This window comes from Microbacterium sp. Yaish 1 (assembly GCF_002245215.1).
Classification (GTDB): domain Bacteria; phylum Actinomycetota; class Actinomycetes; order Actinomycetales; family Microbacteriaceae; genus Microbacterium.
Window position 1 is genome coordinate 83489 of the sequence record NZ_NPMR01000001.1, and the last position, 16946, is coordinate 100434.

14 protein-coding genes and 1 tRNA gene are annotated in these 16946 nt (G+C 64.5%); 9 read left to right on the forward strand and 6 right to left on the reverse strand.

Annotated features, from left to right (window positions below):
- Positions 1-50: 50 nt before the first annotated feature.
- From CI089_RS00415 to CI089_RS00435, 5 genes are all read right to left on the reverse strand, one after another.
- Positions 51-3209 (reverse strand): restriction endonuclease, encoded by a 3159-nt coding sequence (locus CI089_RS00415; RefSeq protein WP_094259778.1) that lies wholly within the window; start codon positions 3207-3209, stop codon positions 51-53.
- Positions 3209-5314: a site-specific DNA-methyltransferase gene (locus CI089_RS00420; protein ID WP_218823002.1), complete on the reverse strand. Its 2106-nt coding sequence runs from the start codon at positions 5312-5314 to the stop codon at positions 3209-3211. Before CI089_RS00420 ends, CI089_RS00415 begins: the two co-directional genes overlap by 1 nt.
- A gap of 9 nt (positions 5315-5323) precedes the next feature.
- Positions 5324-5989: a DUF4391 domain-containing protein gene (locus CI089_RS00425; RefSeq protein WP_094259779.1), complete on the reverse strand. Its 666-nt coding sequence runs from the start codon at positions 5987-5989 to the stop codon at positions 5324-5326.
- Positions 5986-9240: a helicase-related protein gene (locus CI089_RS00430; RefSeq protein WP_094259780.1), complete on the reverse strand. Its 3255-nt coding sequence runs from the start codon at positions 9238-9240 to the stop codon at positions 5986-5988. Before CI089_RS00430 ends, CI089_RS00425 begins: the two co-directional genes overlap by 4 nt.
- 420 nt (positions 9241-9660) lie before the next feature.
- Positions 9661-9732 (reverse strand) — tRNA-Arg (locus CI089_RS00435).
- An 85-nt stretch (positions 9733-9817) separates the two neighbouring features.
- Here CI089_RS00435 and CI089_RS00440 point away from each other — a divergent pair.
- From CI089_RS00440 to CI089_RS00460, 5 genes are all read left to right on the forward strand, one after another.
- Positions 9818-10456, forward strand: a complete 639-nt coding sequence (locus CI089_RS00440; RefSeq protein ID WP_143738828.1) for a hypothetical protein — start codon at positions 9818-9820, stop codon at positions 10454-10456.
- 117 nt (positions 10457-10573) lie between these two features.
- Complete coding sequence (locus CI089_RS00445; protein WP_094259782.1) at positions 10574-10855, forward strand: HesB/IscA family protein; 282 nt, start codon at positions 10574-10576, stop codon at positions 10853-10855.
- Positions 10856-10966: 111 nt separating this feature from the next.
- The gene (locus tag CI089_RS00450) at positions 10967-11335 is read left to right on the forward strand and encodes an SdpI family protein (protein ID WP_094259783.1); all 369 of its coding nucleotides are present in this window, start codon (positions 10967-10969) and stop codon (positions 11333-11335) included.
- Positions 11278-11883 (forward strand): GNAT family N-acetyltransferase, encoded by a 606-nt coding sequence (locus tag CI089_RS00455; protein ID WP_306426954.1) that lies wholly within the window; start codon positions 11278-11280, stop codon positions 11881-11883. Before CI089_RS00450 ends, CI089_RS00455 begins: the two co-directional genes overlap by 58 nt.
- Before the next feature lie 77 nt (positions 11884-11960).
- Complete coding sequence (locus CI089_RS00460; protein WP_094259785.1) at positions 11961-12431, forward strand: DUF805 domain-containing protein; 471 nt, start codon at positions 11961-11963, stop codon at positions 12429-12431.
- Positions 12432-12476: 45 nt separating this feature from the next.
- Here the strand turns inward: CI089_RS00460 and CI089_RS00465 are convergent, their stop codons facing one another.
- The gene (locus CI089_RS00465; protein ID WP_094259786.1) at positions 12477-12956 is read right to left on the reverse strand and encodes a DUF2087 domain-containing protein; all 480 of its coding nucleotides are present in this window, start codon (positions 12954-12956) and stop codon (positions 12477-12479) included.
- 156 nt (positions 12957-13112) lie between these two features.
- On the opposite strand from CI089_RS00465, the gene CI089_RS00470 reads away from it, so the two are divergent.
- Genes CI089_RS00470 through CI089_RS00480 form a run of 4 tightly spaced genes read left to right on the forward strand, consistent with a single transcriptional unit; the run spans position 13113 to position 16760 of the window.
- Positions 13113-14039: an ABC transporter ATP-binding protein gene (locus tag CI089_RS00470; RefSeq protein WP_094259787.1), complete on the forward strand. Its 927-nt coding sequence runs from the start codon at positions 13113-13115 to the stop codon at positions 14037-14039.
- The gene (locus CI089_RS16305; RefSeq protein WP_179223180.1) at positions 14039-14881 is read left to right on the forward strand and encodes an ABC transporter permease; all 843 of its coding nucleotides are present in this window, start codon (positions 14039-14041) and stop codon (positions 14879-14881) included. Before CI089_RS00470 ends, CI089_RS16305 begins: the two co-directional genes overlap by 1 nt.
- Positions 14878-16074 (forward strand): sensor histidine kinase, encoded by a 1197-nt coding sequence (locus tag CI089_RS16310; RefSeq protein WP_179223181.1) that lies wholly within the window; start codon positions 14878-14880, stop codon positions 16072-16074. Before CI089_RS16305 ends, CI089_RS16310 begins: the two co-directional genes overlap by 4 nt.
- Positions 16071-16760 carry a response regulator gene (locus CI089_RS00480; RefSeq protein WP_094259789.1) on the forward strand — a complete coding sequence of 230 codons (690 nt, stop codon included), beginning with the start codon at positions 16071-16073 and terminating at the stop codon, positions 16758-16760. Before CI089_RS16310 ends, CI089_RS00480 begins: the two co-directional genes overlap by 4 nt.
- Positions 16761-16946: the final 186 nt, after the last annotated feature.

Sequence of the window (16946 nt, forward strand, 5' to 3'; positions counted from 1 at the left end):
CCAAGCACTACTTCAACGGGCTGGCCGACCACAGCTTGATACCGCTGAAACTATGCCCCCACGAGTTGCAGCAGCTGGTCGTAGCTCGTCACGCCGTGATACTTGATGCCCGGAGTCCCAGCGACCTGATCTAGCTTCTCGAAGAGCTTGTTCGCACAGTCGATCTTCGCCTTCTCGGCGCCGCGCAGCTCCAACGACGACAGCGAGTGCTTAGTTTCGGCGACGAAGTAGACGTGCTTGACAGACCCTTCCTGAAAGGCGATCGCCCAGTCGGGGTTGTAATAGTCGATAGGTGTGGGGATCTTGAAGCCTCGTGGAAGCTTGGTGAAGACCGCCACTTCTTCACTGATATCGAGCGCGGCGCCGAATTCGCGCTCGACCTGGGAATCGTCAAGGACATACTCGTAGACGTTCCGATTCGGCGTGTGGATCGCTTTCGAAAGGTCCTGAGCTGTCTGATTCTCCGTGAAGATGGACGCGTCATAGCGGTCTTCAAGGATGTCGTACTCGATGTGTTCGACCATCGTCGCTGCGGCTTGTTCACGGATGAGCCGCGCCGCTTCCGTGATGAACTGCTCTGGGTTCTGCTTGAACTTCGCGAACGTGTCAGGTCGGATGCCTCGGAGGATGGTCGCAACGGTGAGGCGGGTCAGGTTGGTCTTCTCCGCTATCTCGCCGACCAGGTCGTATGGGACTGTCGAGCTGGCGCTCAGAGTCGACTCCGACGACTTAGTTCGGGTTGTCTTGAAGCTCTCCCCAGACTCCAGGTCCTCTGCCTGGATGATGTCTCGCTGGATACCCTCGGTCACCACATACTGGAGCCGAGCAACTTCAAGCGACGTGTCGAGAACTCGGGTGCAGTTGTCGATGAGCTCCTGCGAGTCGAACTCAACCTGGTAGACGACCCGGCGATTGATGCGCGCCCAGAGCTCTTGAAACTCCTTCTTGTGGAAGTTCGCCTTGTTCATCGGCACGACCTTCGCCTTGCGCCCGTCGTCGACCTTCGGCGCCTGGACGTGGAGCGAGTCGATCAGCTCGGCGACCTGGTAGAAGTAGGGCTGCAGCTCAGGTGGCATGGACGGAATCTCGGGGAGGTCGCCGCGTCCGAGCCACTTGTCAGTGAGTTGCTGGTCGTAATCGATGAAGTCGTGCTTGATGAGCCAGTGCTGGAGCTGCTTCGCCTCGTCGAGCGTGAGCTTGTGCTCAGCTCCAGCGATCACGTCACGCAGGACAGCCCCGACGAAGAACTCGGGCGTAGCCTTCCGCGGCCGCGCGGTGAGCAGGCCAAGCGTCTCCGTCTGGAACCCTCGAACGAAGTCAGCATAGGACTCCTCAGTGACGACAGTGAGCACGTTGATGTCGTGGACCGTTACGGGGTTGTCCGCCCGGTCGCCGTTATGGTCGACGGCGAGGCGAAGACCGCGACCGACCTCCTGGCGACGAGAATCGCCTGCGGTCGCCTTCTTGAGGAACCCGAGCGTGAACACATTCGGGTTGTCCCAGCCCTCTCGCAGTGCCGAGTGGCTGAAGATGAACCGCAGTGGGTAGTCGCTGTCGAGGAGCTTCTCCTTGTCACGCAGGATTGCGTCGTACGCCTCGGCGTCCTTGGAAAGGCCCTTGCCCTTTTCGTCGGACGCGTCGGACGCATCGCTATTGATCCAGTGCCCGGTCTTCTTGTCGACGGAGAAATAGCCGTTGTGGATATCACGAACCGCGTCGCGCTCGAGGAATGCCCGATACGCCTCACCTGATTCGTCGAGGTCGAGTTCGCTGAGCCGCTCGATCTTGAGCGCCTCGTACTCCTGCTCGAAGACGCGGGCGTACTCGCCGAGCCGATCGGGCTGGTCGTAATCGCGGTACTTCAGCACCTCGTCGATGAAGAAGAGCGATAGCACCTTGATGCCGTGCCCGAAGAGCTGCCGCTCCTTGTCGAGGTGCGCCCGGATGACTTCCCGAATCTGGAGACGTCGTTTCTGCTCGTCGGTCACATCTTTCGTGACCTGTCCACCGTGGAGCACTTGCCCATCCATGAGCGTGACGGTGTTCGCGATCGCGTCGATGTCGTCGATGACGAGACCGTTGTACGCTTCAATGCCGCCTGAGAGGTCATGGAGCCGATCGCGCTTCTTGACTTTGATGGTCTTTAGGGTGATGCTCCCGTTCTTCGGCTGGTGTTGGATCTCGATGCGTGCTTTGGGAAAGTCAGGTCCCTTCCCGAGTTCGATACCGTCGACGTAGAGGTATGCACTGCTGCCGGCGAGGCCCTTCACGCTGATGCCGCGTGCGGCGATCTTCTTGACGAGTTTCTTGTTGTACGCATCGAGCGCATCCAGTCGGTGGACCTTGTTGTGTGGAATGGCATGCGTCGCCGAGTAGCGCAAGGCGAAGAGGGCGTTGAACCGCCCGAGCGCCTTCAGCGTCTCGCTGGGCTTCGATGGGTTGCTACCGAGGCGCTGCGGCTCGTCGATGATGAGGATCGGGCGGTTCGCGGCGATCACGTCGATGGGGCGACGGGACTTGAAACCGTCGAGCTCCTTGAACATCTTCAGGCCCGACGCCTTACCAGTCTTGGCTGCATCTTGGTCGGCCTTCTTGGCGTCACGATTGAAGTTCTGTGCATTGATGATCATCACCTGGATGCCGGTGTCAGACGAGAATGTCTCAACGTCTTCGAGATGCTCCGAGTCATAGACGAACGCTCTGGCCTGAGTCTCGTACTCCGCGAGGAAGTGGTCGGCCGTGATCTCGAAGGACTTCTTCACGCCCTCGCGGATCGCAATGCTGGGAACGACGACGACGAACTTTGACCAGCCGAATTGCCGGTGGAGTTCCATGATCGTCTTGATGTAGACGTAGGTCTTTCCAGTGCCGGTCTCCATCTCGACGTCCAGGTTCAGCGCCGCCGCTGGGCTGGAAATCAGCTCCCCCGACAGCGGAAGTCCGCTCGTGCGTCGCTGGACGGCCTGGACATTGTCGAGGAGCTGGCTTGGGTTCAGCAGAACGGCGCTGTTGCCATAACCCGTCTGTGCGGCGGCCTCATCGACGCCGTGCGCCAACTCGGGCTGGCCACGTCGACCAGCCGTCCGACCGGGGTCGATCTTGTAGGTGATGTTGTCGGCGAACGGCTGCCTATGCACAGCACGGAAGCAGTCCACCACCGCGTCGACGGCGGCGGTTTGATAGTCCTGGACCTTGAAGTGCAGCTTCATCAGATCACCTTCACCGTGGTGTCGGGAGAGAGCTGCTCGAAGACCTGGTGTGCGTTGATCGCGGCCGCGTCCGAGGCGAAGCCCGCGTCTTTGAACACGACCTTCTGCGTGGTGTTGGCGGCAGCGCGCAGTGCGAGCTCATGGATCAACGCCTCGTCGAGCTGATCGTCAAAACAGGCAAGAAGTGCCCCGTCTTCGACGTCGTACACCTGATGCCCCGCGACCGTCTCGAGACTGATCGGGGCCGCGAGGTCGAGCCCCCATGCGAGGAGCACCTCAAACAAGACATCCAGGCCGCCGCGGTCGCCCTTGACGCTCTCGACGAGGTCGAGCAATGTGTCTTGATTGACGGTATCCGGAGTCGTGGTGATATCGGCGAAATTGCTCGTGTCGACGGTGAACGTGCGGAAGCCGACGTCGCCGTTCCAACCGGACGAGTTGTGGCTAGCAAGAATCTGCTCACCGGCCTTCTGGATGCGGATCTTGGTCAGCTCGGCGATGGTCAGGGGCTTCTCGAGCTGGTTGAGGAGCTTGATCGCGTTCTGGATGGTCGTCTTCGCCGAGCCGGTCGCCGACTTTAGGTTGTCCTCGAGCAACTCGGGCAGTTGCACCAGGATCACCGGGCAGTTGAGCCCCGAGCGGGCGCAGAGATCGAACACAGCCTCGGCAGTCGTGCCGGACCCCGCGAAGAAGTCCATGACGATGCCATCCTTGCCGCCCAGGACGTACTCGAACAGTCGTGACAAGACCTCGTGGTCCTTGGGGTTGTTGAACACTTTCGCGCCCATGAGGTCACGCAGGTGGCGAACAGACACCTGCGATTGCTTGTAGAAGTAGGAGCCACGTACCTGGGTCGCAAGTTCCGCGTCCTGTGCTCTCGTGTCGGCCTCGTCATCGCCATCAGCGACCGCCTCATAGTCGAGCGGCTTCAGGTGAGCCTTACGGAACGGCGGCTCGGACTCGTCATCTCGGAATACAACGACACCAAGATCGATCATCTGTTGCATCTTCTCTGGGTCGCTATAGATCCAGCCGCGTTCCGGAATCCTGCACGCCTTCTTCGTGACCGGATGAAGAATCTCGTACCTTGGCCCGTTTCCACCAGGCCACGAGATGTCCTGATCACGCCACGGACCGTTAGCATCGACGCGCTTATATCGTGCCCACTTCTTCGATGGATCGGAAGTCGGAAGGGCACGGAACCACGCCGAAAGATCAGTCTCGATCGCGGCATCGTTGTTGCCGTGCTTTTCACGCAAGCGCAAGTACTCATCCCAGATCTCACGTGCTCCGGGCTTCTCCTCGCGCCAAGCGGTCTTGCGCTCACGAAGCGTCGACTGGGACTTCGCATAAGCCATGACGTACTCATGCCCGACTGAGAAGAATTTCGCATCGTTCTTGCGTCCCTTCTCCCAGACGAGCTGCGCGATGAAATTCTGCTCTCCGAAGACTTCGTCCATGAGACGGCGAAGGGATGCCTGCTCGGCGTCGTCGATGCTCACGAGGATCACCCCGTCTTGGGCGAGGAAGCGCTTGGCGAGTCGAAGCCGGGGGTAGATCATGCTCAGCCAGTCGGAATGGAACCGCCCGTTCGCCTCGGTGTTCGACACGAGTTTCTCGCCGGCCTCGTTCACCTGGTGCGACTTCCAGAGGAACTCTTGTGTCGAGGACGAAAAATCATCCCGGTAGACGAGGTCGCCGCCCGTGTTGTAAGGCGGGTCGATGTAGATCAGACGGACCTTGCCAAGGTAGGACTCCTGGAGCAGCTTCATCGCTTCGAGATTGTCGCCTTCGATGAAGAGGTTCTTCGTGGTGTCGAAGTCAATGGAGTCGCCTATGTTGGGTCGCAGCGTCTTGGTGATGGGGGCATTGGAAGCGAACTCAGCGGCGAGCTTGCCCGGCCAGTCGATCTGATAGACCTCCTTGCCCTCGATGACGTAATCGCTGAGTTCCTGCCGGAGCGCCTCAAAGTCGACCTGATGAATGAGCTTGCCGTCGTCATCAAGCCCCTCAGTGACGACTTGCGGGAATAGCGCGGCCAGTGCCTCGACGTTCCTGCGCGTCACGTCGACTGATTGCAGCTCCAGCTTGTCCAGCTTTGTCATCTCTCCCTCTCACACCAGCGCCGCAAGTGCGGCCTGGCGATCCTTCAGTTCTCGGCGCAACTCGACCTTGCGGTTGAGTTGCGGTTCGTTGCGGAGCTTGCGCTCCAAAGTGGATATCTCGCGTTCGAGCTTGCGCACTGCGGCCAGTCTCTCAGCGGTCACCGACACGTCTTCTCCGGCGTACGCGGAGATCGGGGTGAGCGGCGCGATGAGGGCGGAATACAGCGTCGGGAGCGAGATGGCGGTGGGCATTGCTTCGCGAGCTGTGGCCGCTGACATCCACCCCGTTGAGTAGTACGTCGACGGTCGGGGCGCGCCCGCGCGAACGATCTTGTGCGCGGCCGCCAGCCGCACCAACGGGCTTCGGGTGTCGTCGCGGTGGATCTCAAAGAGGGTGGGGTTCGGGATCGCTTGATCGATTGCCGCCAGGACAGACTCGCTGACATCACTCGTCTTCGCGTGCAACCACAACACCTCGATTTCTGGGACTTCGGTGGATGCGGGGAGGTTGATGGTGTCGGGTGCGAGCTTGTACATCCAGGTGATGCGTTGCACGTCGGAGACGAACTTCTCTCGAAGCGCGGAGCTGCCCGCGGTCCGTTCGTAGAACCGCTCTTTCGGGATTCGTGCGCCGAACTGGGCAGCTACAGGCCACTCGTACAGGATGTCGGTCACGGCGTGCTTGCCCGATCCACGACGGCGATGAAGGCGATCAGTTCAAAGTCGTCGAGCCCCGCGATCTGTTGCGTGAGGGCCGTGGTGGGCCCGCCGCTGAACAGGCTGTCGATGTCGCGTTCTTCAGTGGCGTCGATCATCGAGTGAATGGCATCCGTCAGAAGGGTGGAGTACTTGCTCATGTCGGCGCCCTCGCGGGTGGCTTCATTGAAGACACGGGTGACGTCGGCTACGGGTTCGTCATGAGGCCGCGAGCCAGCGCGAACGAGATCGAGGAGCCGCTTCACTTCGGTGTGGTCAGCGATGACTCCCCCGTTGTCATCGACGTAGACGAGGTAGTGGGGGTGAAGCCGGTTGCCCCGATCGACGGAGGGGTCAGCGTTGACGTTCTTCAGGGCAAAGATCACGCCGGGAAGGAGGCCGATGGCGGGGTCTGCGGGGATGACCGCATGCAAGCCGCGCGGGGCACCAGCGATGTCGCCGTACTCGTTCATGTAGGCGAGCAGGTCCATCCGGAAGTCGTTGAGACCGAGATCCGTGATCGATACACCTGCGCGAACATCCTCGAGTTCGATGTTCTCGTTCTGCAGCTTGCGCAGCTGCTCCTTGCGGAACGCGGCATCCGAATCCTCCGGGTTCAGCACGTTATCGTCCGCTGATCCAGCGAGGTCGGCGATCACCATCCTGTTCTCGACGCGCTCCTTGAGGTTGATGTACTCGTCGAGTGAGATGTCGGGCCAGAAGTTGACGAGCTGGATGACCTCGTTCGTCGACCCGATGCGGTCGATACGACCGAACCTCTGGATGATCCGGACCGGGTTCCAGTGGATGTCGTAGTTGATGAGGTAGTCGCAGTCCTGCAGGTTCTGACCCTCGCTGATGACGTCGGTGCCAATCAGAACATCGATGTCGCGGGTCTCCTTCGGCATCGTCAGGTGCCGCTGCTTGGATCGCGGCGAAAACATCGACATGATCTGCTGGAAGTCGAAGCCCGTGCCGATGGTCGACTTCGCGCCGTGGCTACCGCCCGTGATCACCGCGCTTTCCAATCCGGACTGTTGAAGAGCCGGTGCGAGCTCACGGTAGAGGTAGTTCGCCGTGTCGGCGAAGGCAGAGAAGATCAGCACCTTGCGGTTCTCAGGGTTGAGCGGGTGCTCCGCCTTCTGCTGGACCAGGCGCCGCAGCTTGCACAGCTTGAGGTCGTGTGCCGGGGTTACCTTGCGCATCTCGTCCAAGAGCTCGCGCAGCGTCTCGCGGTCGTGCCAGAGGTCTCGTTGCCACGATTCGACGTCGATGTCGTCGATGTCGATGCGGATCTTCTCGCCAAAAGACAGCGCTTCGGCGTTGGAGTCGTCCTCATAGTCGAGGTCGAAGTCGAGATCGTCCATGCCGCGGATCTCTGGGAGGGAGCCGAAGTGGTTGCTTAGCCGCGTGAGCGTGCTGTCAACGGCGGACTCGATCTTCGCCAGCGTCAAGCGAAAGGCCTCGACCGAACTCTCGAGGCGCTTTAGCAGGTTGACGGTCATGAGCTTCCTGAGGCCCTCTTCACGTCCTTGCTGACCGAGGTTCGAGCGCGCGCTGCCGGTCGTGACGTTGTAGAGGTCTTGGTACTTGCTGATGCGGCTCGGGAACACGTAGGCAAGTGGTGTGTAGACGCCCAGCGTCAGCACCTGCAGCTGCTCGAAAATGTCATTGAAGGAGGGAACGTCGGCGAGGTCGGTGAGCGGTTCGCGGATGGAGGCGGGAGGCAGGCGCCGCGGGAAGGCACCGATCTCTCTCGTGTCGTAGAACGCCTGGATGTGCTTGCGGGATCGTGCGATGGTGACAGCGTCCAGCAGCTCGAAGAAGTCGAAGTCGAGCATCTGCAGGATGCGGTCGGCGGTGCGCTCCTCAGCGGGGAGCTTCGACCACTCGTTGAATACCGTCTGTGCGTCCGTGAATACCCGCTCCACCGATGTAGAGAGCGTGAGCTTCGCGGCGAGGGTGTCACTGTCGCCCTCGTACGCCAACTGCAGCTGGTTCTTGAGGTCGTTGAAGCGGTTGTTGACCGGTGTCGCCGAGAGCATCAGCACCTTGGTCTTCACGCCTTCGCGGATGACCTGCCGCATGAGACGCTGGTAGCGCGATTCCTTCTCTTCGGCGTAGTCAGCGTTGCGGAAGTTGTGGGACTCGTCGATGACGACGAGATCGTAGTTACCCCAGTTGATGCGGTCAAGTCGGAGGCCGAGGGACTCGCCCCGCGTTCGGGAGAGGTCGGTGTGGGCGAGGACGTCGTAGTTGAAACGGTCGCTTGCGAAGATGTTGGTGATGAGGTTTGCGTTGTAGTTCGTCCAGTTCTCGGCGAGCTTCTTCGGCGCGAGTACCAGGACGGACTTGTTGCGGAGCTCGTAGTACTTGATGACAGCCAGGGCGGTGAACGTCTTTCCGAGACCGACGCTGTCCGCGAGGATGCAGCCGTTGTACGTCTCGAGCTTGTTGATGATGCCGGTCGCAGCATCCCGCTGGAAGTCGTACAGGCTCTGCCAGACCTTGGTGTCCTGATAGCCGGTGCGGTCGTTCGGGAGCACGTCCTCACTGATGTCATCGAGGAACTCGGCGAAGAGGTTGTAGAGGATGAGGAAATAGATGCGAGCCGGGGAGTTCTCGGCGTACACACTTGCGATGTGGTCGTACACCGCTTCTGTGACGTCGTTCAGCTGAGCGGGGTTGGCCCAAATCTGGTCGAACACGGTGAGGAATGCCCGAGTCTCCGTCGCCCCTTCGAGCTTGGTGATCAGGTTGGATACGGAGTTGCCTCGCTCGTAGCCGAGGTCGGCAGTCGTCAGCCCCTGGAGCTGCAGGTATGCCGCGCGATCATCTACGACGGCGAATTGCTGCATCTGGCCGCCACTGGCGTTCGCTCTGAAGGTCACCTTCTCACGGACCCACGCGGCGCACTCCCGAGCGATCGCACGCTGCGTGAGCTTATTGCGGAGCCGGATCTCGAACTCAGACCCGTAGAGCGATGATTCGGCGGGTGGAATGAAGAACTCGCGACGGCCCTTACGAAGCTTATCCGTATCCTGACCGTTGCTGAACGACGGCGATGTGAAGATGAACTCGAGTTCCTCAACGTGTTCAAGCTCCTCGCGCAAGGCTTCGAACGCGAAGATCGAGAAGGTCGACGCGGCGATGCGCACCTTAGAGCCCCGACCAATCTCGGACTTGAGGTCGTCACCGAGCAGGTCGGACACATTGTCGATGATCCGCATGTTCTACTCCACACCCCAGACACTCGTACCCCCAGTGCAAACTGGAGCACCGAACTGGGTCAACTGCCAAGTGCAAAGACGCTCGCCCCGACCCGCCGCCATTCCCATGCCAAAGCCGGAGACGGCGTGCGTACTCGTTGTCACGGCCACGCCGGCAGCAGAGAGCCACGACCCAATCATCACGCCCCCAACGGGTCGAACACGGATGTTGCACAAGTTGGGATGAGTCTAATCGGCGCTTCTCATGTCGCAGAACTTCGGCAACCCGGCGCCCAGCTCAATCGCGGTCGAGGCCGTGAGCCTCCGATCTCGCAGGTCTGAGCGAAGAGAAGCAGGCCGGCTCCGTGAACGGCCTTCTGTCTCCGGCAGTGCGCCACAACAGGCACGTTTCGAACGGTCCGATAGAGAGTCGGATAGAGGTGCCCCTGGAGGGATTCGAACCCCCGACCCGCTCCTTAGGACGGAGTGGCTCTTCCACTGAGCTACAGAGGCAAGGCACCCCAAGTCTAGACGGCCGCGGGCCGCGGTATCCCGCCTCTCCTCAACCCCAGCGCGCCCCCGCCCTAAGCTGACCATCGTGACCCGAGATGCCCCAGCCGCCGCGCCAGCGCGCAGGCCGCTGCGGACGGCACTCGGGATCCTGGCCACGTTCGTCCTCTTCTTCGCCACCATGGCGACCTGGATCGGCGGACTCATTGCGTTCAACGCGCTAGGCATCCCGATGCAGGGCGACGAGTGGCTCGGCTGGGTGCTCGCGGGACTCATCGCGGTCGCGGTGTGGCCACTCGCGGGACGGCGAGCGCACCGCGAGTTCTGGGCTCACCAGCACGATGGTGCCACGCCCCCGGAAGCCTCCGTGACGGCACCGGATCGCGCTCTGCGCATCCTCGTCATGGTCGTCGGCGCGGCGGGGCTCGTCGCGCTGTGCGGGCCGCGCAACATCACCCTTGCGCTGGCCGAGGCATGGCAGATCATCGCTCCGGGCGGACGGTCATCTAGTGCGCTCCTGCAGCTGATCGGTCTGCTGCTGTGCTTCGTGCTGATGGTTCCGCCGATGCTCATCACACAGCGGAGCCTCCGCCGCGCCCCGCGCGATCACCCGGATCGGCTGGGCCTCGAGCTCCGCCAGAACTGGTATGTGTCGGCGGCGACCGCGTGGGTCTGTTGCCTGCTGCTCGGGCTGATCGTGAGCTTCGTTCTCGCCAAAACCCTCTGACGCGGTAATCGCCCGCCGACCTTCAGAATTCCCTGGGAGTCGGCGCTTACGTTTGCGTTCGACTCGGATTCTCGGAATCGTGGCGGGCTCCGCAGCAATCCACGGAAGGAGAGCTTCATGCTCACGCTCACCGAGAACGCCGCCACCGCGGTGAAGAACCTCACCGCCCAGATCCCCGCCGAGACCGGCGGTATCCGTATCAGCGACTCCGGCTCGCCCGAGACGGGCTTCGCCCTCTCCCTCGCCGAGGCCCCGCACAGCGAGGATGCCGTCGTTGAAGCCGACGGTGCCCGCATCTTCGTCGACCCGGCCGCAGCCGTTGCGCTGGATGACCGCGTGCTCGACGCACAGGTCGACGGCGAGGGCGCGATCAGCTTCGCGCTCGGCGTCCGGGGCTGACACCCCGACAGACTTCGAGAGCCCCGGCATCCGCATCCTCAGTGCGGACGCCGGGGCTCTCGTCTGTCCGGGCCCGGCACCCTGAAGTGCCCCATCGATAGGGTCGAAGGGATGGAAGCCGAGATCATCCCCCGCATCGTCCTGTTCGTCACGATGGCCGGCTCGGGTGCTCTGCTGATCTGGATGGCGCGGGCCGCGGCATCCGGAAAGCTGAGGCGGAACTCCCTCGCCGGCATCCGCACACCCAGCACCATGGCCAGCGACGAAGCCTGGCTCGCCGCTCACGAGCGTTCGAAAGGTGCGACTCTGCTCACCGGCTACCTGGCGGTCGCGATCGGCGTGGTGTCTCTCGTGCCGATGCCGCCGGCAGCGCTCGGGATCATGGTGCTCGCGGGCGCGATACTCATGGTCATCGTGATGATGTGGGGAACCCGCGTCGGCACCAAAGCGGCGCTGGCGGCAACCGAGGCAGCGCGATGACACCAACGCCCGTCGAGATCAACCTGCACGACGACGTCGTCTTGCGGTCGCTCCGCCCAGAGGATGCGGCGGCCCTCGCCGAGGCGTACCGCGTGAATAGCGAACATCTCGCACCTTTCGAGCCCCTCCGCCCGGCGAACTTCACCACCGAATCCGGGCAACGGACGGAGATCGCCGCGCTTCTCGCGAGCTGCGCGGCCGGTACGGCACTCCCCCTCGTGCTTGCCCACGGATCGCGGATCATCGGGCGGATCACTCTCTCGGGCATCACACGCGGAGCCTTTCAGAGCGGCAACCTCGGCTACTGGATCGACCGGAGCTACGCAGGTCGCGGCCTCATGACCGCGGCGGTCAACGAGATCTCACGCCTCGCAGCGGACGAGCTTCAACTGCACCGCATCCAGGCCGGCACGCTCGTCGACAACGTCGGCTCGCAAACCGTGCTCAGAAAGTGCGGCTTCATCGAATTCGGCCTCGCGCCTCAATACCTGCTCATCGCCGGGCGCTGGCAGGACCACCGGCTGTTCCAGAAGATCCTCGCGAGATAACCCGCGGGCGAGCGCGCGGATACGGGAGGATAGGCCCGCACCATTCTCGTGAGTCGAACCACCCACTGGAGGATCCTGTGACCTACGCCGCCGCGCCCCAAGCTCCCGCTTCCGGGCCCACTCCCCTGTCGCAGCCTCTTTACGGCGCCTCGTTCGGCCAGGCGTTCGCCCGCTTCTGGCGAAAGTACGTGACCTTCTCGGGTCGCGCGAGCCGCAGCGAGTTCTGGTTCTGGTACCTCGCGCACTTTCTCGTCGTGACGGCCATCACCGTGTTCATGATCATCGGCGCGTTCGCCGGGATGACGACCGACCCGCTCACCGGCCGGAACGAACCCGGACCGCTCCTCGGCGTGGGCGCACTTCTCTTCGTGCTGTGGCAGCTCGCAACCCTCATCCCGATGATCGCGCTGTCGTGGCGCCGATTGCACGATACGAACCTGGCCGGCCCGTTCTGGTTCCTCGGCCTCGTGTTCCCGATCGGCGGCGTCGCAGTTCTCATCCTCTGCGCACTGCCGAGCAACCCCGCCGGAGCACGCTTCGACAGGTGACCGCGCTCGCCCCGTAACCCGAGGCCCTGACAACACTGCCCGCTGTCACTCCCCGCGATCGGCCAGCCAGTACAGCGCCCCGTCGGCCGTGCGCTCGAGCACCCCGGTGTCGACGGCGTGGCGGCGGAAGAACGCGGCATCCGTCACGAACATGCTCAGCCGCTCGTTGAGCGCAGGCTCGCTCACCCGTTCGCCCGCGCCGACGACCCGGCGCGCTACCGCCGCCACGGCGGGGTCGAGCTCGTCGGGCGCGAGGTCGCCGGCTGAGATCCGCGACCCCTGCAGAACGGCGAGACCGCCGAGCTGAGCGTCGAGCGCGGCGAGCGCATCATCCAGAAAGCTCTCGCTCAGGCGCACGCCGTCATCCGTCCGCTCGGCGATGCCGCTCCGGACGAACGCCTCCGACTCTCCATCGACGGATGCCGAGGGCGCCGGCCCGATCAGGTCGGCGAAGGCGACCCGCAGCCGCGGGCTCCGAAGCATCATGACGAGGGAACGAACCGGACGCAGCGACGAGTCGGACATCCCTCGATCCTCACCGAGCCACGCGCGCGCAGCAAGACGAGGCCGACGCTCACACCCATGTAGACCCAGGTACTGGTACGCGGGCTAAGTCCGAACCGCAGTCCGATGTGGCATTTTGTGCCCCTTCGTAGCGTCGATGGGGACGAAAGGTGACACATGATTCGCGTTGAATCGCTATCGAAACGGTACGGACAGAAAGTCGCGGTCGACGGCCTCGACTTCGCCGTCGAGCCCGGCCGGGTGACGGGATTCCTCGGCCCGAACGGCGCCGGCAAATCGACCACCATGCGCATGATCGTGGGGCTCGACAAGCCGACATCCGGCACGGCCGAGGTCAACGGTCGCGCGTACCGCGACCTGCCCGCGCCGCTGCGCGAGGTCGGGGTGCTGCTCGACGCGAGCGCCGCGCACAAGCGCCGCACCGCGTACAAGCACCTCCTCGCGGTCGCGGCGACCCACCGGATTCGCGCCCCACGCGTGCGCGAGGTCATGGAGCGCACCGGCATCGACTCCGTGGCGAACAAGCGCGTCGGCGGCTTCTCGCTCGGCATGGGCCAGCGGCTCGGCATCGCCGCAGCGCTCCTCGGCGACCCGCAGACGGTCATCCTCGACGAGCCCATCAACGGACTCGACCCCGACGGCATCCTGTGGATCCGCCGCCTGCTGCGCGAGCTCGCCGCCGAGGGCCGCACGGTGCTGCTCTCCTCGCACGTCATGAGCGAGATGGCCCAGACCGCCGACCACCTGATCGTCATCGGTCGCGGCGCGATCATCGCCGACGGACCGATGCGCGATGTCATCGCGGGAGCGACGCAGCCGGTCGTCCGGGTGCGCACGCACGACACCGAGCGGCTCGTGGCGGCGGTCGCACGCCCCGGAGTGACGGTCATCACGCGCGAAGACGGCGCACTCGACATCACCGGCCTCACCGCCGAAGAGGTCGCGCGCATCGCCGGGGCCGCGGGAGTCGTGCTCTACGAGGTGACGTCGGTGTCGGGCTCGCTCGAAGACGCCTACCTCGCCCTCACCGCGCAGGCCACCGAATACCCGTCGGCACCGAGCCAGAACGAGAAGGACGACTGATGGCCCTCACCACCAATCCCCACCGCCTCGACGCCCGCACGCAGCGCCCGCCCTTCGCCGCCGTGGTGCACTCCGAATGGATCAAGGCCCTGAGCCTGCCGTCATCCGTTCTCGCGCTCGTCAGCATCCTGTCGGTCGGAGTCGGCGGCAGCCTGTTCCTGGGTCTGACCCTCGAATCATCCGGCGTGCCCTCGGTTCCATCCATCGAGCGCACGATGGCCGACGTCACGGTGCCGACGGTCGTGCTCGGGCAGATCATCGCCGGTATCTTCGGCGTCATGACGATCGGCGCCGAATACTCCTCCGGCGCCATGCAGACGACGCTCGTGGCCGTGCCCCATCGGATGCGAATGCTGGCGGCCAAGACGCTCGTCACCTTCACGACCGTCACCGCCGTGGCCCTCGCCGCGGTGTTCGGCGCGTGGGCGGTCACGAACCCGATCTACGACGGCTTCGGTCTCGGTGCGCCGCTTACCTCACCGGGCGTGATGCTCGCGCTCGTGGGCTCGGCCGTCTACCTGGGGCTCTGCGCGGTGTTCGGACTCGGCGCGACGGCCCTCGTCCGCTCGACCACGGCGGGATCGATCATCGTCTTCGCCGCGACCCTGCTGCTGCCCGTGCTGAGCTCGGTGCTGCCGTTCGGACTCCTCTCCCGCGTCATCCGTCTGGGCCTGCTCGGAAACGCCGGCGACGCCATGGGCCGGGTGGGAATCGAGGGCGGGCCGTTCCTCGACCTCTGGAGCGGACACACGAGCGTCGGAGCCGGCTGGCTGATCGCCGCGATCTGGGCCGCGGCGGCGCTCGCGATCGGCGCGGTCGCACTGCGGACGAGGGACGCGTGAGCCCGTCCCAGCGACGACGGAACGTGGCGGATGCCGTCATCCTCGTCTCGTATCTGATCGTCGCGCTGTTCCTCGGGTACCTCTCCCTCGAGTCGACGATCGCCACTCCCCTGTGGCCGATGCTGCTGCTGGCGCTTGCCGGTGTAGCGGATGTCGTGGCCTCACGGCGGCATCCGGCGATCGGCTTCGGCGCCGCCGTCGCCCTGATGCTCGTCTCTTTCGCGGTCGGCACGGGGGCCGAGGCCCTCCTCGTCGTGGTCGCGCTCTACCGCGCCGCACTCGACGAGGCACGCCGCGCGTGGCTCTGGTTCGGGTGGGCGACCGCCGGAGCGCTCGTGGCGTCGCTCGCGCTCGCCGTGCGGGTGCGCGTCGGTCCGCCACTGCTCGGCCTGTCACCACGAGAGGATGCCGCCGCCTGGGCCACCGACTGGGCGAGCATCGCCGTCGTGGTGATCGCAGCGAGCCTCATCGCGACCCTGCTCGGCATCAACGCGGGGCACGGCCGGCGACAGGCCGCAGCGCTCGCCGAGCGGGCGGAGCACCTGCGGCGCGAGCGCGATCAGGAGGCGAGCATCGCCGCCGCGGCCGAGCGCGAACGCATCGCCCGCGAGATGCACGACGTCATCGCGCACAGCCTCGCGGTGATGGTCGCGCTCGCCGACGGCGCGCAGGCCTCGGTCGACCAGCGGCCCGACGAGGCGCACCGCGCCATCGGTCGGGTGAGCGAGACCGGGCGGCGGACGCTCGGTGAGGTGCGGCGGCTGCTGACCGCGGTGCGCGACGAGCGCGATGCGCCGCTGGCGACGGAGGTGCCCCGGGTGGAACGGATCCCGGCGCTCGTCGATGAGTTCCGGGCTGCCGGAATCCCGGTGCGGCTGGAACAGACCGGAACCGTGACCGAGGGCGCGGCGGTGAGCCTGACGATCTACCGCATCGTGCAGGAGGCGCTGACGAACGTCCTGCGGCATGGGCGTGACGTGCTCGACGTGCTCGTGCGGCTGGTGTTCGAGCGCTCCGAGGTGACGATCCTGGTGAAGGACGTGTCGGCGCCGGCTGCCACGCCCGCATCTCCGGGGCGCGGGCTCGTCGGCATCCGGGAACGGGCCGCCTTCTACGATGGCTCGGTGGAGGCGGGACCGGTCGCCGGCGGCGGCTGGCGGGTTCTCGTCCGCCTCTCGACGGAGGAACGATGACCCAGCCCGGCGCATCCGAGGCCCGTACGGCGGTGCTGCTCGTCGACGATCAGGAGCTCATCCGCTACGGCTTGCGGCTCGTGCTCGAGGCTCAGCCCGACCTGGTCGTGGTGGGTGAGGCATCCGATGGCGCCGAAGCCGTGCAGGCAGCGCAGCGACTGCGCCCCGACGTCGTGCTGATGGACGTCCGGATGCCGGGACTCGACGGCATCGAGGCCACCCGCCGGCTGACCGCGGCTCTGCCCGAGACGCGGATCATCGTGCTCACGACGTACGACCTCGACGAGTTCGCATTCGGCGCGCTGCGGGCGGGCGCGGCCGGCTTCCTGCTGAAGAACACCCGCCCCGACGAGCTCGTCGCCGCGGTGCGAGCCGTGACGGCAGGTGATGCCGTTGTATCGCCCCGGATCACGGCGAAGCTCATCGACGCGGCGATGCCGCATCTCTCGCGCACGGGCCGACCGGTATCCCCCGATGCGCTCTCGGCGCTGTCGCCGCGCGAGCGCGACGTGTTCCGCCTCGTCGGGCAGGGCTTGACCAACGCCGAGATCGCGGCGGCGCTGCACCTGAGCGAATCGACCGTGAAGGCCCACTTCGGCCGCATCCTGGTGAAGCTCGATCTCGCGAACCGTGTACAGGCTGTGATCCTCGCCTACGAGCTCGGAGTGGTCAGCGTCGACCGCTGAGCCTGTTTGCGGCACGGCGCCGCGGTGTGGCTCGCCCGGGCGGGAGCTTCACCTGGCGCCTCGCGCCCCCTCGCGAGGTAGGTAGCGGCAACAGGTGACAGGTGAACCGCGTGGGACGGGGCCGCACGCGTGCCAACCTCGCGCAGCTCGAGTCGCCCCACGGCGGTCGACGTTTCGCTTGGCACC

Coding starts and splice junctions, on each gene's coding strand:
- CI089_RS00415 (WP_094259778.1), bottom strand. CDS start 3,209: ATGAAGCTGCACTTCAAGGTCCAGGACTATCAAACCGCCGCCGTCGAC.
- CI089_RS00420 (WP_218823002.1), bottom strand. CDS start 5,314: ATGACAAAGCTGGACAAGCTGGAGCTGCAATCAGTCGACGTGACGCGC.
- CI089_RS00430 (WP_094259780.1), bottom strand. CDS start 9,240: ATGCGGATCATCGACAATGTGTCCGACCTGCTCGGTGACGACCTCAAG.
- CI089_RS00445 (WP_094259782.1), top strand. CDS start 10,574: ATGCTCACGCTCACCGAGAACGCCGCCACCGCGGTGAAGAACCTCACC.
- CI089_RS00450 (WP_094259783.1), top strand. CDS start 10,967: ATGGAAGCCGAGATCATCCCCCGCATCGTCCTGTTCGTCACGATGGCC.
- CI089_RS00465 (WP_094259786.1), bottom strand. CDS start 12,956: ATGTCCGACTCGTCGCTGCGTCCGGTTCGTTCCCTCGTCATGATGCTT.
- CI089_RS00470 (WP_094259787.1), top strand. CDS start 13,113: ATGATTCGCGTTGAATCGCTATCGAAACGGTACGGACAGAAAGTCGCG.
- CI089_RS16305 (WP_179223180.1), top strand. CDS start 14,039: ATGGCCCTCACCACCAATCCCCACCGCCTCGACGCCCGCACGCAGCGC.
- CI089_RS00480 (WP_094259789.1), top strand. CDS start 16,071: ATGACCCAGCCCGGCGCATCCGAGGCCCGTACGGCGGTGCTGCTCGTC.